This is a genomic window from Streptomyces sp. NPDC059567 (assembly GCF_042735655.1).
In the GTDB taxonomy this organism is placed as follows: Bacteria; Actinomycetota; Actinomycetes; order Streptomycetales; family Streptomycetaceae; genus Streptomyces.
This window is the reverse complement of sequence record NZ_JBHWBS010000001.1, coordinates 322,241-336,164: the sequence shown is the minus strand read 5'-3', so window position 1 is coordinate 336,164 and position 13,924 is coordinate 322,241. Positions and strand designations below refer to the sequence as shown.

Here is a 13,924-nt window from a genome sequence, read left to right as displayed (position 1 = left end):
CCGCGTCGGGTGCCCGGACGCCTGCTGCTCCGCTACCGCGCCGCCGGCACCGCGCCGCTCTTCACGAGCCCGCCCAGCATCGACGCGACGATCCGCGGACCGCTCTGGGTGAGCACGGACTCGGCGTGGAACTGCATCGACGCGAAGCCCGCGCCGCGCAGCGCGTGCACCTCGCCGGTCTCCGGGTCCCGGCTGACCTCGACCGGGCCGAACTCCGGGTGCAGGAAGCCGTCCTCGGCGCAGCGCGCGGCGAAGGTGTTGTAGAAGCCGACCCGTTCCCGCGCGCCGAAGAGGTCGATCTCCTTCTGGACGCCCTGGTTGGGCACGTCCCGGCGGGCGAGGTCCAGGCCGAGGCGCAGGCTGAGGACCTGGTGGCTGAGGCAGACCGCGAGGAACGGCCGGCGCTCGCTCAGCAGGCCGGCGACGGCCGCCCGCAGATGCGCGATCTTGGGGTGTCCGGCCTCGCGCGGATCGCCGGGGCCGGGACCCATGATGACGAGGTCGTAGCCGTCGAACCCGTACTCCTCGTCGAAGCGCCGGACCGTCACCTCCGGCCCCAGTGCCCGGACCTGCTGTCCGATCATGGAGGTGAAGGTGTCCTCGGCGTCGACGATCAGGACGCGCTGTCCCGCGAGGGCGGGATCGGGCCGGCCGCGGCCCGACTCCTCCGCCAGCCAGAAGCCGGCGATGGTGGCGTTGCGCCGTTCCAGCGCCTCCCGCACGCGCGGGTGGGCGCGGAAGCGGGAGCCTCCGTCGTCCTGGAGCGCGGAGAGCAGCCCGGCGGCCTTGGCACGGGTCTCGGCGACCTCCGACACCGGGTCGGAGTGGCGCACCAGGGTCGCGCCGACGCCGATGGAGACCCGGCCGCCCGCGTCGATGTCGGCGGTACGGATGAGGATGGCGGAGTCCATGGCCCGGCCGCCGAGCGCGTCGCGGCCGATGAGGGCGGCGATCCCGCTGTAGTAACCCCGGCCCCGGGGCTCGTACTTGGAGATCACCTTGCAGGCGCTCTCCAGCGGCGAGCCCGTCACCGTCGGGGCGAACAGCGTCTCGCGCAGGATCTCGCGCGGGTCGCGGTCGGTCTGGCCCTCGATGAAGTACTCGGTGTGCGCGAGGCGGGCCATCTCCTTGAGGTACGGGCCGACGACCCGGCCGCCGCCCTCGCAGATCCGGGCCATCATCTTCAGTTCCTCGTCGACGACCATGTACAGCTCGTCGGCCTCCTTGCGGTCGGCGAGGAAGTCGAGGACGCCGGGGAGCGTGGGGCCGGAGGCCGGGTAGCGGTACGTGCCGCTGATGGGGTTCATGACGGCGGTGCCGTCGGCGAGGCTGACGTGCCGCTCGGGGGACGCGCCGACGAAGGTGCGCTCCCCGGTGTGGATGAGGAAGGTCCAGTAGGCGCCCGACTCGCGTTCCAGGAGCCGGCGGAAGAAGGTCAGCGCGCTGCCGGGGCCGTAGTCGGTGATCTCGGCGGTGAAGGAGCGGCGGATGACGAAGTTGGCGCCCTCGCCGGTGCCGATCTCGTCGGCGATCACCCGGCGCACGATCTCGGCGTACGCGTCGTCGTCGACGTCGAAGCTGCCGTCGGCGAGGGTGATCGGGACGTCGGGGATCGCGGCGAGGACGGTGTCGAGCGGGACGGTGGTCTGCTCGGTGACGCTCATCGCGATGAGCGGGGCGCCGTCGTCGGTCCGGTCGTAGCCGCGTTCGCCGATCTGGCGGTACGGGACGACGGCGAGGACCTCGTGGCGCGCGGTGCCGGGGCCGTCCTCGCGCAGCGGGAGGTCGGCGAGGGTCTCGGGCAGCGAGATCTCGCCGGTCAGCAGGTCGAGTGCGCCGGGTCCGGTGGTCTCGGGCCGGTGCAGCACGGCGAAGGCGGGCGGGTTCGGGCCGAGGATCCGGCTCAGCAGGTCGGTACGGGCCGGTGTGTTCACCCCAGCACCTCCTTGGCGGTGGTGACGACGGCGCAGCGTTTGGCCGCGTACGCGACGGCCGACCGGTGCTCGGCCTCGGTGAAGTCGCCGACGGCGTCGGCGACCAGGAACGTCTCGATGTCGTGGGTGAACGACTCGACGGCGCTGGCGAGCACGCCGATGTGGGCGTAGACCCCGCAGATGATCAGCTGGTCGCGGCCGTGGAACCGCATCCGCTCCAGGAGGTCCGTCTTGAAGAAGGCGCTGTAGCGCCACTTGGTGAGCAGCCAGTCGCCCGAGGCGGGCGCGAGCGGCTCGACGATCTCGCGGTCGGCGGGGTCGAGGCGCATCCCGGGGCCCCAGAAGTCGGCGAGCAGGCCCCGCTGTTCGGGGGTCATGCCGCCGGGCTGCGCGGTGTACGCGACGGGGATGCCGTGGGCCGCGCAACGGTCGCGGAGCAGGGCCGCGTTGGCGATGATCTCCTCGCGCAGCGGCGAGGGGAACGGCGCCAGGAAGTAGCGCTGCATGTCGTGGACGAGCAGCACGGCGCGGGCCGGGTCCACGGTCCAGTGCGGGGTGACCGGCGGCAGGGCGCCGGCCGTCGGCAACGGATAGGCCTCGATGGGGGGTATCCCGGCCATGACCGTCCTCTCGTGACGTGTGTGCGGTGTTCGCGGAGTACGCGGGTGAGGGGCTGCTCAGACGCCGAGGGACGCGCCGCCGTCGACGGTGAGGTCGTGCAGCGTGATGTGGGACGCCTGGTCCGACAGGAGGAAGACGACGGCCTCGGCGATGTCGGTGGGCAGGGCCAGTTTCTTCAGCGGGATGCCGACGCGGAACGCCTCGGGGCGGCCCTCGATCGTGCCCTGGGGCCCGGTCTCGTCGTGCCACATCGAGGAGAGCATCGGGGTGTCCGTGGAGCCGGGCGCGACCAGGTTGCAGCGGATGCCGTAGGGCGCGACCTCCAGGCCCAGGGACTTGGTGAAGAGGGAGGCGGCCGCCTTGGACGCGGCGTACGCGGCCATCTCGGTGCGCGGGGTGTTGGCCGCGTTCGAGGCGACGGTGACGAGGGCGCCGGAGCCGCGCGGGATCATCCGGTCGACGACGGCGCGGGAGACCTGGAAGACGCCGGTGGCGTTGACGGCGAAGGTGGCCGCCCAGTCCTCGTCGGAGAAGGTGCGGACGGGGCCGAGGCGCAGGACGCCGGCCGCGTTGACGAGGTAGTCGAGCGGGCCGAGGCGCCGCTCGGCCTCGTCGACCAGGGCGGTGACCTGGGCGCTGTCGGTGACGTCGGCGGGGAACGCCTCGACGGGCAGCCCCTCCACGACGAAGGCGGCGACGCGCTGCTTGAGCGTGGATTCGTCCCGGTCGACGGCGGCGACGGTCACACCGCGCTCGGCCAGCGCGCGGACCACCGCGGCGCCGATGCCGCCCGCGGCGCCGGTGACGAGGGCGATCTTGTCCTGCATCTCACTACCTCCGTGGTTCCGGTACGGGATAAGGGGCGGGCGGGCTTCAGGCGCGCCAGGCCGAGATGGCGGTGACGGCCTGTCCGGGGTTGAGGCGCGGGTCGCAGAAGCTGGTGTAGTACTCGCCGCAGCGGCCGACCCACTGCTCGCCGAGGACGCACTCGGTGACGTCGTCGGGGGTGGTCTCCAGGTGCACGCCGCCGGCGATGCCGCCGGAGGAGCGCACCGCGAGCTGGAACTCGGAGATCTCCCGCTCGACGGTGGTGGTGTAGCGGGTCTTGAGTCCGCCGGGGGCGGTGACGGTGTTGCCGTGCATGGGGTCGGTCAGCCAGATCACCGGGTGGCCGGCGGCGCGGACCGCCTCGACGAGCGGCGGCAGCTTCTGGGCGACCTTCTCGGCGCCCATGCGGGCGATGAGGGTGAGCCGGCCGGGCTCGCGGGCCGGGTCGAGGATCTCGCAGAGGGTGAGCAGCTCGTCGGGGGTCATGCTGGGTCCGACCTTGCAGGCGACCGGGTTGACGACCTCGGCGAGCAGGGCGACATGGGCACCGTCGGTCTGACGGGTGCGTTCGCCGATCCACGGGAAGTGGGTGGAGGCGAGCAGCAGCCGGCCCTCGTCGTCGCGGCGGAGCATCGGCACCTCGTAGTCGAGGAGCAGGGCCTCGTGGCTCGTCCAGACCGGCGGGTCGATGACCGGGCGGCCGACGGGCTTGCGCCAGCCGAGGTGGCCCATGATGTCGTTGGCGGCCATGTAGCCGGTGAGCAGGCGCAGCGGGTCGGGGCGGCGGGACTCCGCGTCGGGTTCGGGACCGTTGACCATGTGGCCGCGGTAGACGGGGAGTTCGAGTTCGCCGACCTTCTCGGTGTCGTTGGAGCGCGGCTTGGCGAACTGGCCGGCCATGCGGCCCACGCGGATCACCGGCTTGTGCGTGATCATCTTCATGGCGCCGGCGAGCAGGTCGAGGACGGCGGCCTTGCGGGCGACGTGCTGGGCGGTGGACTCGTCGGGGTCCTCGGAGCAGTCGCCGGACTGGACGATCACGGCCTCGCCCGCGGCGACCCTGGCGAGCAGGGTGCGCAGGGTGTGCACGTCCTGCGGGCTGACCAGGGCGGGGCGGACGCTCAGCTCCTCCCGCACGCGCTCCACCTGCGAGGCGTCGTCCCACACGGGCTGTTGCAGAGCCGGCCTTCGCCGGATGTCGAGCAGAGTGTTGTCCACAGGGAGTCTCTCCTAAGACGACAGGACGACGGGTGCGGGTGGGATTCTTCGAGGCGGAGATCCGAAAAGGGCCGGCCGGGCGGTCACCGAACCGGTCCGACGAACCGGTGTGCTGCGAATGGGTGTGCCGCGACTGGGCCGGCCGGCCCGTAATTCCCTCGAATCATCCGTCGTTGACTGGCCCGCGGCCAATGGCGTCGGACGCACTCCGTCAAGTGGCCGGAGAATCCATCAGGTCGGTTGGTCCACTGTTCACACGACTTCCATCTGGGCCATCATTCCCATGGCCGCGTGGTCGAGCATGTGGCAGTGGTACAGGTACTTTCCGCGATAGCTGTCGAATGTTGCCTGGAACTTCACCGTCTCGCCGGGCATGACGCGGATCGTGTCCTTGAGTCCCGCCTCGGCGGGACCGGGCGGATTTCCGTTGCGTTCCAGTACACGGAACTGCACCAGGTGAATATGGAAATTGTGCGGAATGGCTTGATTGCTGTTGGTCACCGTCCAGATTTCCGAGCCGCCCCAGGGGACGGTGTTGTCGATTCGGTGGTGGTCGTAGACCTTTCCGTCCATGTAGCCCTGCGGGGCGGGCCGGCCGTCCTCGTCCATGCTCATGACGACGGTCCGCCGCCCGGTGACGGCCGGCAGTGCGGGCAGGGTGCGCAGCGTGGCGGGTACGGCGCTGGGGTCGGACGCGGTCTTCACCACGTCGAAGCGCAGCACCTTGCCGGTCAGTTCGGCCGGCCCCGGGCCCTCGGTGTTCTCCAGGACGAGCTGGGTGCCGACGGGATAGCGGGAGAAGTCGATGACGACCTCCGCGCGTTCGCCCGGCGAGAGGGAGACGGTGCCGGTGGAGAAGGGCCGCTCCAGAAGGCCGCCGTCGGAGCCGATCTGGATGAACGGCGAGCCGTCCGCGAGCCGCAGGGTGAAGAACCTCAGATTGGTGGAATTGAGCAGCCGGAAACGGTACTTGCGGGCCGCGACCTGGAAGTACGGCCAGGCCCTGCCATTGGCCATGATGGTCGAGCGGCTGCGGAAGTCGTCCATGGTGTAGACGAGTTGCCCGGTGGTGTCGAAGTGCCCCTCGCGCAGCATGATCGGCACGTCGTACACGCCGGAGGGCAGCGGAAGCGCCTTCTCCTCGGCGTCGGTGAGCAGGTAGAACGCGGAGAGGCCGCGGTAGACGTGCTCGGATTCCATGTGGTGGGCGTGGTCGTGCAGCCACAGCGGGGCGTGGCCCTGCTGGTTCGGGTAGTGGTACGTGCGCATGCCGCCGGGGGCGATGGTGGCCATCGGGTCCCCGTCGTGCTCGGGGGCGACGTGCCCGCCGTGCAGATGGATCGAGGCCGGCATGTCCAGCTTGTTGTACTGGTTGATGACGACCGGGCGGCCGGAGGTGGCCCGGATGAGCCCGGGGAAGCCGCCGTTGAAGGTGAAGACCTCGGTGAGTTGTCCGGGCAGGATCTCCTTGGTGGTCCGCTTGATCGAGATGTTGTAGGTGTCGACGCCGTTGGCGGTCGAGCTGGGCGCGATGACCTGCGGCAGAGGCAACGGCCGGGTGAAGAGCGCGACGGCGGTCGCGTCGGCCGCGGTGGCCGATGCCGCGCCGAGCAGCGGGGTCAGGGCTGCGCCGGTGGCCATCGTGCCGCCTGTCGCCAGGGCGGCACCGATGAACCGTCGTCTGGAAAGCATGGGGATTCCCCTCGTCATGGGCGCGCCCTGTGCGCACCCTGATCTCCTTGCTCTGTGGGGGGACGTGGGGGGCTGTGGGGGTGTGGGGGTCTGACGGCCCCGGCGCGCGACGGGGCGCGGGGGCGGCTCGTGGGGGCCCGGCGCGGCCGCGGGCGGGGGCGCGGATCTGTGCGCGGGGCGGTGCTGCGGTGCGGAACACACGCCGGCGCGCGATGGGCGCGGGCGGTTCTCGGTACGGACGTGGGGCCGGCGCGCGACGCTTCGGGGCGGGTCCCGGTACGGACTCACGGCCCGGTGCGGGGCGGACGCGCGGGGGCGGTTCCCGGTGCGGAACGGGGCCCGGCAGGGCCGGGCGCGCGTCGGGCCGGCCCTTGAGGGGCCGGCCCGTCGATGCGTCGTTCCTGGTGGCGGTGGGCGTCAGTCCTTCTCGACGACGACCTTGATCCTGCCCAGGGTCTCGGTGACGTCCCGGGTCATCTTGGCCGTCCAGTCGGAGATGAACTTCTGCTTGTCGGCCTCGTTCATGTCCTTGGTGATCTCGTGGATTCCGGGCGACGCGTATCCCATGCGGAACGTCTGGGAGAGCGTGGCGCCGTTCTCGGCGGGCTCGATGAGGAAGGACCAGGTGAGCTCCTGCGGCTCACCGGTCTTGGAGTGGATCTTCCAGCGGAACGCGCGGCCGGGAGTGGTCTCCACGACCTCCGACTTCGTGTGCCAGATTCCGCGGATGAGCGGCGCCCAGGACACGATGTCGTCGCTGCGGAAGTTCTCTCCCTCGAAGATCGCACCGACCTTCCCGGGCTCTCCGGACAGCCACCGGCCGCCCTGGAGTTCCGAGCTCCACTCGGAATGCCGCTGCATGTCGCTGACGATCGAGTAGATCTTGTCGGCGGAAGCCGCGATATGAATCTCGGCACCCAGCTCGAAAAGGGGGCGGGAGTCCAGAATCGACGTTGTCATGCCTGGATCCTGCCGATCCCCACGGATGTGCTCAAAGGTTCGGGGGTGAATCCGTCAGGTCACCGTGACAACGCTTCGGATGCCGCTCCGACTGACCTGACTGAGTACGCCGAACCGCATTGGCCGAGGCCAGGACGTGCGGCACCCTCGCATCGTCGTCACTCTTCGACGCGCCAAGTCTTTTGGCATTCGCATACCCGGGGAGTTTTGTTTATGGACCGGTCGGGAGTTGGACATGAGCCGCCACCCATGCCACGGAGACGTACGGTCGTCGCGGCCGCCGCAGCGGTGGCGACGGCGGTGACCGTACCGGGCGGCGTGGCCTCGGCCGAGGAGACGGACGGCGGCGTGCGGACCGGTGGCGCCGCGGAGAGCACGAGTGTCGTCACCCGTGTCGGCGGCGGTCTGATCAGGGGCGAACGGGCCGGCGGCCTGTCCGTCTTCCGGGGGGTGCCGTATGCCGCTCCCCCGGTCGGCGAGCTGCGCTACCGCTCGCCGCGCCCGGTCACCCCCTGGCGCGGGGTCCGTGACGCGACCGCGTTCGCGCCCGTCTCGTACCAGTCGTACCTGCCGGGCTCCAGCGAGGACAGCCTCTACGCGAACGTCTGGACCCCGGACACCGGCGGCGCCCGGCCCGTCGTGGTCTACATCCACGGCGGTGGCTGGTTCCTCGGCGCCGGCAGCGAGCCGGACTTCGACGGCGCCCGGCCCGCCGCCCACGGCGACATGGTCGTGGTCACCTTCAACTACCGGCTGGGCGCTCTCGGCTGGGGACTCCACGAGGACCTGCTCGACGACCGCACCGGCGGATACTCCAACTGGGGTCTGCAGGACCAGGTGGCGCTGCTGCACTGGGTGCGCCGCAACGCGGCCGCCTTCGGCGGCGACCCCGACAACATCACCCTGGCCGGCACCTCGGCCGGCGGCTCCTCGACCTGGCAGCTCGGGCTCCTCCCCGAACTGCGCGGAACGGTGCGCCGGATCGTCCCGATCAGCGTCAAGCACGTCTGGGAACCGGCGAGTTCGATGAGCCGCGAGGACTCCCACCGGGTCTTCGAGCTGGTCGCCCGCAAGCTCGGCACCACCGTGCGGGGCCTGCGCTCCGTGCCGGCCGCCCGGCTCAAGGACACCTGGGAGAAGATCTTCTCCGGCAGCCCCGTCGACCGCGAGATATCCACCTGGCGCGAGTACCAGGGCCCTGTCGTCGACGGCCGCTGGATGCTCGGCCACGACTTCGAGCTGCCCACCCCGGAGCTGCCCACCCTGTCGATCTACGGCCGGACCGAGGGCACCTTCTTCACCACCGGGCCCGGCTATCCCTTCCCCGGCCCCCACCCCACCGACGACGGGAGCCTGCGCACCGCGATCCGCGCGGTGCTGCACAAGGGCGCGGCCCATGTGGCCGACACCGAGGTGGACGCCGCGATCTCCGCGTACCGCAGGGCGGCGGCGATCGACGGACTCCCGCAGGACCCGGTGTCCATCTGGGGCGCGATCTGGGGCGACAGCCTCTTCCGCTACCAGATCACCCGGCTCGCCGAGCGGCAGGCCACGGAGCGGCCCGACGTCCCCAGCTATCTGGTGGAGTTCGCGCACCCGGTCGCCCCGCCGCTGACCGGCACCCCGCACGAGGCCACGTCCAAGTTCCTCTTCGGCACCCACGGCTCCGAGGTCAACGCCCCGCATTACGGCGACGGCCCGCTGGAGCGGCTCGTCTCGGACACCTTCATCGACCTGGTGTCCTCCTTCGCCCACGGCCGGACCCCGAGCAGCCCGAACGCGCCGGAGGTACCGGTGTTCTCGCCGGAGCGGCCGTCCACGCTGATCCTCGGCGGGGAGCGGGTCGCCGAGGTCGGTGAGCGCTCCGCGCTGCGTCAGCTCGCCCACTGGGACACCGCCGGCTGGGTCCCGGTCCCGAAGCCCGCCTCGACGACCGCCCCCCGCTCCTAACTCCGTACATCCCGCTGATCATTCGAGAAAGGACCTGAGGCGCCATGTGCGGACTCACCGGCTGGGTCGCCTACGACCACGACCTGACGCTCGGCGGCGACACCGCCGAGGCCATGACCCGGACCCTGGAGTGCCGGGGCCCGGACGACGGCGGCATCTGGCTCACCCGGCACGCCGCCCTGGGCCACCGCCGTCTCTCCATCATCGACCTGGAGAACGGCCGCCAGCCCATGCACGCCGTCCCCGGCGACGACGGGCAGCCCGTCCTCGTCTACACCGGCGAGGTCTACAACTTCCGCGAGCTGAAGGAGGAACTCGGCGCCCTCGGGCACGAGTTCCGCACCGCGTCCGACACCGAGGTCGTGCTGCACGCCTACCTGGAGTGGGGCGAGGAGTTCGCCGAGCGGCTCAACGGCATGTACGCGCTGGCGATCTGGGACCCGCGCAGCGAGGAACTCCTCCTGGTCCGCGACCGGATGGGCGTCAAGCCGCTCTACTACTATCCCACCGCCGACGGCGTCCTCTTCGGCTCCGAGCCCAAGTCGATCCTCGCCCACCCCGAGGCGGAGGCCGTGGTCGACGCCGAGGGCCTCGCCGAGATCTTCGCCATCATCAACACCCCCGGCCACGCGGTCTTCAAGGGGATGCGCGAGGTCGTCCCCGGCACGTCCGTCCGCTTCACCAAGGCGGGCTCCACGACCCGTACGTACTGGACGCTCCAGGCGCGCCCGCACACGGACGACCTCGACACCACGATCGCCACCGTCCGTGAGCTGCTCGAGGACATCATCGAGCGGCAGCTGATCGCCGATGTGAAGGTCGGCACCCTGCTCTCCGGCGGTCTGGACTCCAGCGCCGTGACCGCGCTCGCCGCGAAGGTGCTGCGCGACCAGGGTTCGGACGAGCGGATCACCGCCTTCTCGGTCGACTTCAAGGACCACGGCAAGACCTTCCGCGACAACGGCATCTGGATGGACCCGGACACCCCGTACGCCGTCGACGTCGCCGAGCACTCCGGCGCCGAGCACATCATCGTGGAGCTGGAGAACCACGACATCCTCGACGAGGGCGTCCGTACGGCGGTGCTCCGCGCCCAGGACCTGCCGGTCTCGACCGGCGACATGGAGCACTCCCTGTACCACCTGTGCAAGGCGCTCAAGGAGCGCGTCACGGTGGCGCTGTCGGGCGAGGCGGCCGACGAGATCTTCGGCGGCTACAACTGGTTCTTCGACGAGGAGGCCGTCAACGGGGACACCTTCCCCTGGTACGACGCCTGGCGGCGCCTCGGCGGCCTGGACACGATCAAGGACATCGGGCTCTGGGAACGGCTCGGCATGGAGGAGTACGTCAAGCGCCGGTACGCCGAGTCCCTGGAGGCGGTCCCGCGGCTCGCCGGCGACTCCCGGCACGAGGAGCGGATGAAGGAGCTGACCTGGCTCAACATCCAGCACTGGGAGAAGTTCCTGCTGGACCGCAAGGACCGGATCTCGATGTCCACCAGCCTTGAGGTCCGCGTCCCGTTCACCGACCACCGGCTCGTCGAGTACGTCTACAACGTGCCGTGGGAGATGAAGAACTTCGACGGCCGGGAGAAGAGCCTGCTGCGCGCGGCGTCCGCGCACGTGCTGCCCCAGTCGGTCCTGGAGCGGAAGAAGAGCCCGTACCCCTCCACCCAGGACATCGAGTACGTCACCGCGCTGCGCGCCAAGGTCGAGGCGCTGCTCGCGGACGGCTCCCCGGTGCTGCGGCTCGTATCGCGCGAGGGCATCCAGCGGCTGCTCGACAGGCCGCTGGAGGAGTACTCGGCGCTCGGCGGGCTCTGGGGCACCCGGGCGGTGATGGAGCGGCTGGTCGAGTTCAACGCCTGGGCGCTCGACTACAAGGTCCGCATCGAGCTCTGACCTGCACGTTCGCCCCACTGCGGCGTCGTGCGCGGCCTTCGGGCCGTGCGCGGCGCCGCGGACGCATGTGTACGCCACGTCCCACCCGCGCCGCCTGTACCGACCGCATCACAGCTGGGAGTTGGTCACCATGACCCACAGCAGTCGTCACCGGGCTCCCCGCAGGGAGCTGCTCTCCCCGCGCGCCCGCACCGTCGTCCTGGAGTTCCTGATCACGGCGGGGATCCTCTTCCTCATCGTGACCACGTCACGCTGGATCTTCGCTCCGGACGCGCCCCTCGGCTCCGTGCTGAAGGGGCGGGCGGCGTTCGTCGCGCTCGGGATCTTCTTCGGCGTCGTCAACACGGCGATCATCCACTACTCGATGTCGCGGAAGACCGCCGGGCACATGAACCCCTCGGTGAGCATCGGGCTGTGGCTGCTGCGCGTCTTCCCCGGCCGGGACGTCCTGCCGTTCTGCGTTGCCCAGATGACCGGGGCCGTGGCCGGCGTGGGGCTCGCACGGCTGGTGTGGGGCGCGCACGTGGGGCTGCCCCAGGTCGGCTGGGCGGCGGTGGCGCCGCAGCCCGGCTGGAGCTTCTGGGGTGTGCTGACGGCGGAGACGGTCGGTCAGCTGATCTGCATGACGCTGGTGGCGGCGCTGCTGATCCGGCCGCGCTGGGAGTGGCTGATACCCGGGGTCGTCGGGCTGTGCATCACCGGCTTCATCATGATCCTGGGGCCGCTCTCGGGAGGATCGGTCAATCCGGCGCGGCAGTTCGGACCCGCGCTCTGGGCCGGGAACTTCGGCTTCCTCACCGCGTATCTGATCGGCCCTGTCCTCGGCGCGGCGCTGGCGGCCGCCCTCGCCGCGGCGCTCAGGCCGCCGATAGAGGCGCCGGCCGTCGAGTCGACGGCCGGCCCGGGCGAGCACACCGTCGGCCCCGTCGAGGACATCGTCCGCCCGGTCGTCGACGCGGCCGTATGCCCCGACACCATCCCGCCCGAGCTGCTTCGGGAGCGCCCCGCTCACGACGACCCGTATCGCATCTGAGCATCCGAGCACCTGATCCAGGAGACAGACATGTTGGGAACCTACGGACTGCCCGTCGCCGTCGAGACCGATCCGGAGTGGCAGAGCGAGCTCCTCGACCTCGACGCGTATCTCGCCCGGATCGGCTTCACCGGGCCCCGCACCCCCAGCGCGGACACCCTGCACCGGGTCCTGCGCGGCCACATGGACGCGATCGCGTTCGAGAACATCGACATCGCGCTGGGCCGCCCGGTCTCGCTCGACCTGGACCGGATCCAGGACAAGCTCGTACGGGCGGGGCGCGGCGGCTACTGCTACGAGAACAACCTGCTGCTCGCCGCCGCCCTGGACCGGCTCGGCTTCCCCGTGACCCGTCTCCTCGCCCGCATCCGGCAGGGGGAGACCAGGCGCCGCTTCCGTACGCACACGGTGCTCCTGGTCCGGGCGGACGACCAGGTCTGGCTGGCGGACGCCGGCTACGGCTACAGCGGCCTGATGGAGGCGCTGCCGCTGCGGCACGGGGCGGTCTGCTCGGTCGCGGACTGGACCTGGCGGCTGGCGGCCGACGGGCCCGACTGGGTGGTGCGGATCCCCGAGGAGGGGGCGGACGACGGCTGGTTCGACATGTACTCCTTCCGTCAGGAGCCGCAGTTCCGGATCGACTTCGAGGCGGCGCACTTTCTCTCCTCGACCCGGCCCGGCTCACCGTTCGTCGGTCAGCTGGTCGCCCAGAAGGAGACGGAGAAGGAGCGCCGGCTGCTGCGGGACAAGTCGCTGGAGATCCGGTACGCGGACGGGCGCGTCGAGCGGCGTGAGCTGAGCGCCGCCGATACGGTGTGCGCGCTCGGAGAGCTGTTCTCGATCGAGCTGAACGACGACGACGAGCGGGCTCTGCTGCGGTTCTTCGCCGCGAAGTGACATCCGGGTGCGGAACTTGACGGACTTTCACCGACCGCGTGGAAGGCCGCCGTCCCGTTCGGAGAAGGTCGCGAAAGGGCCCTTCCGTTCCGTAGCAGGCCCCCAGTCCCACACCAAGGAGCAGGTCCGTCATGACCAACGTCGCAGTCATCTACTACTCGTCGACCGGCAATGTGCACACGCTGGCGAACGCCGCCGCGCAGGCCGCGGAGAAGGCCGGTGCGGAGGTGCGGCTGCGGAAGGTGGCGGAGCTGGCCCCGCAGTCGGTGATCGACACGAAGGCGGAGTGGGCCGAGCACGTCCAGGCCACCCGTGACGTGGAGGTCGCCTCGCTCGACGACCTGGAGTGGGCCGACGTCGTGCTGATCGGCACGCCGACCCGCTTCGGTCTGCCGGCCGCGCAGATCAAGCAGTTCATCGACACGACCGGTGGTCTGTGGGCGCAGGGCAAGCTGGTCAACAAGGTCGCCGCGTCGTTCACCTCGACCTCGACCTCGCACGGTGGCCAGGAGTCGACGCTGCTCGCTCTGAACAACACCTTCTACCACTGGGGTGCCATCATCGTGGCGCCCGGCTACGCGGACCCGGTCCAGTTCGCCCCGGCCAACGGCAACCCGTACGGCGCCAGCAGCGTCTCGGCGAACGAGGCGAGCAACGTGGCCGGCGAGAACCTCGCCGCCGTCGAGTTCCAGACCCGCCGCGCCGTCGAGATCGCCACGGCGCTGAAGAAGGGCTTCGCCGCCGTCTGACGGTGGGCCCGGGGACCTGGCGGGGTCGGGCCGTCCGGAGGGACACACGAGAGGAGGGGGGGGGCGCGGCGAGAGGGGCCCCCCCGCGCTCGGCGGGGTTGGGCGCCCCCCCCCGCGCCCCCCCCCCCCACCGCGCCTAGG

The 13,924-nt window shown here is 70.9% G+C and carries 11 protein-coding genes; 5 read left to right on the top strand and 6 right to left on the bottom strand.

Translation table 11 applies throughout. From position 1 onward, the window contains the following. Window positions 1-32: 32 nt before the first annotated feature. The 6 genes from ACFVZW_RS01405 to ACFVZW_RS01380 all read right to left on the bottom strand — a co-directional run bounded on the left by ACFVZW_RS01405 (window position 33) and on the right by ACFVZW_RS01380 (window position 7,253). Window positions 33-1,934 (bottom strand): anthranilate synthase family protein, encoded by a 1,902-nt coding sequence (locus ACFVZW_RS01405; protein WP_384515008.1) that lies wholly within the window; start codon window positions 1,932-1,934, stop codon window positions 33-35. Beyond that, entirely contained in the window at window positions 1,931-2,554 is a 624-nt protein-coding gene (locus tag ACFVZW_RS01400; RefSeq protein ID WP_384515004.1) for an isochorismatase family protein, read from the bottom strand. Before ACFVZW_RS01400 ends, ACFVZW_RS01405 begins: the two co-directional genes overlap by 4 nt. A 57-nt stretch (window positions 2,555-2,611) precedes the next feature. Continuing rightward, window positions 2,612-3,382, bottom strand: coding sequence for a 2,3-dihydro-2,3-dihydroxybenzoate dehydrogenase (locus ACFVZW_RS01395; RefSeq protein WP_383553768.1), 771 nt, complete (start codon window positions 3,380-3,382; stop codon window positions 2,612-2,614). A gap of 46 nt (window positions 3,383-3,428) precedes the next feature. Continuing rightward, window positions 3,429-4,601 carry a 3-deoxy-7-phosphoheptulonate synthase gene (locus tag ACFVZW_RS01390; RefSeq protein ID WP_384515001.1) on the bottom strand — a complete coding sequence of 391 codons (1,173 nt, stop codon included), beginning with the start codon at window positions 4,599-4,601 and terminating at the stop codon, window positions 3,429-3,431. A 252-nt stretch (window positions 4,602-4,853) separates the two neighbouring features. Beyond that, the gene (locus ACFVZW_RS01385) at window positions 4,854-6,293 is read right to left on the bottom strand and encodes a multicopper oxidase family protein (RefSeq protein ID WP_384514998.1); all 1,440 of its coding nucleotides are present in this window, start codon (window positions 6,291-6,293) and stop codon (window positions 4,854-4,856) included. A 417-nt stretch (window positions 6,294-6,710) separates the two neighbouring features. Continuing rightward, window positions 6,711-7,253: an SRPBCC family protein gene (locus tag ACFVZW_RS01380; RefSeq protein WP_384514996.1), complete on the bottom strand. Its 543-nt coding sequence runs from the start codon at window positions 7,251-7,253 to the stop codon at window positions 6,711-6,713. A 249-nt stretch (window positions 7,254-7,502) separates the two neighbouring features. Between ACFVZW_RS01380 and ACFVZW_RS01375 the strand changes: the two genes are divergently transcribed. The 5 genes from ACFVZW_RS01375 to wrbA all read left to right on the top strand — a co-directional run bounded on the left by ACFVZW_RS01375 (window position 7,503) and on the right by wrbA (window position 13,783). Continuing rightward, window positions 7,503-9,203, top strand: coding sequence for a carboxylesterase family protein (locus ACFVZW_RS01375; RefSeq protein ID WP_384514993.1), 1,701 nt, complete (start codon window positions 7,503-7,505; stop codon window positions 9,201-9,203). A 44-nt stretch (window positions 9,204-9,247) separates the two neighbouring features. Next, the gene (gene asnB, locus ACFVZW_RS01370; RefSeq protein ID WP_384514991.1) at window positions 9,248-11,104 is read left to right on the top strand and encodes an asparagine synthase (glutamine-hydrolyzing); all 1,857 of its coding nucleotides are present in this window, start codon (window positions 9,248-9,250) and stop codon (window positions 11,102-11,104) included. A gap of 130 nt (window positions 11,105-11,234) precedes the next feature. Further along, entirely contained in the window at window positions 11,235-12,137 is a 903-nt protein-coding gene (locus tag ACFVZW_RS01365) for an MIP/aquaporin family protein (RefSeq protein ID WP_384514989.1), read from the top strand. A 30-nt stretch (window positions 12,138-12,167) separates the two neighbouring features. Next, window positions 12,168-13,034, top strand: coding sequence for an arylamine N-acetyltransferase (locus ACFVZW_RS01360; RefSeq protein WP_384514986.1), 867 nt, complete (start codon window positions 12,168-12,170; stop codon window positions 13,032-13,034). A 131-nt stretch (window positions 13,035-13,165) separates the two neighbouring features. Beyond that, window positions 13,166-13,783 carry an NAD(P)H:quinone oxidoreductase gene (gene wrbA / locus ACFVZW_RS01355; RefSeq protein ID WP_362372138.1) on the top strand — a complete coding sequence of 206 codons (618 nt, stop codon included), beginning with the start codon at window positions 13,166-13,168 and terminating at the stop codon, window positions 13,781-13,783. The last annotated feature ends 141 nt before the right edge of the window (window positions 13,784-13,924 follow it).

Excerpts from the sequence above, each read along its gene's own strand:
- ACFVZW_RS01400 (WP_384515004.1), bottom strand. The coding sequence starts at position 2,554 with ATGGCCGGGATACCCCCCATCGAGGCCTATCCGTTGCCGACGGCCGGC.
- ACFVZW_RS01395 (WP_383553768.1), bottom strand. The coding sequence starts at position 3,382 with ATGCAGGACAAGATCGCCCTCGTCACCGGCGCCGCGGGCGGCATCGGC.
- ACFVZW_RS01385 (WP_384514998.1), bottom strand. The coding sequence starts at position 6,293 with ATGCTTTCCAGACGACGGTTCATCGGTGCCGCCCTGGCGACAGGCGGC.
- ACFVZW_RS01380 (WP_384514996.1), bottom strand. The coding sequence starts at position 7,253 with ATGACAACGTCGATTCTGGACTCCCGCCCCCTTTTCGAGCTGGGTGCC.
- ACFVZW_RS01375 (WP_384514993.1), top strand. The coding sequence starts at position 7,503 with ATGCCACGGAGACGTACGGTCGTCGCGGCCGCCGCAGCGGTGGCGACG.
- asnB (WP_384514991.1), top strand. The coding sequence starts at position 9,248 with ATGTGCGGACTCACCGGCTGGGTCGCCTACGACCACGACCTGACGCTC.
- ACFVZW_RS01365 (WP_384514989.1), top strand. The coding sequence starts at position 11,235 with ATGACCCACAGCAGTCGTCACCGGGCTCCCCGCAGGGAGCTGCTCTCC.
- ACFVZW_RS01360 (WP_384514986.1), top strand. The coding sequence starts at position 12,168 with ATGTTGGGAACCTACGGACTGCCCGTCGCCGTCGAGACCGATCCGGAG.
- wrbA (WP_362372138.1), top strand. The coding sequence starts at position 13,166 with ATGACCAACGTCGCAGTCATCTACTACTCGTCGACCGGCAATGTGCAC.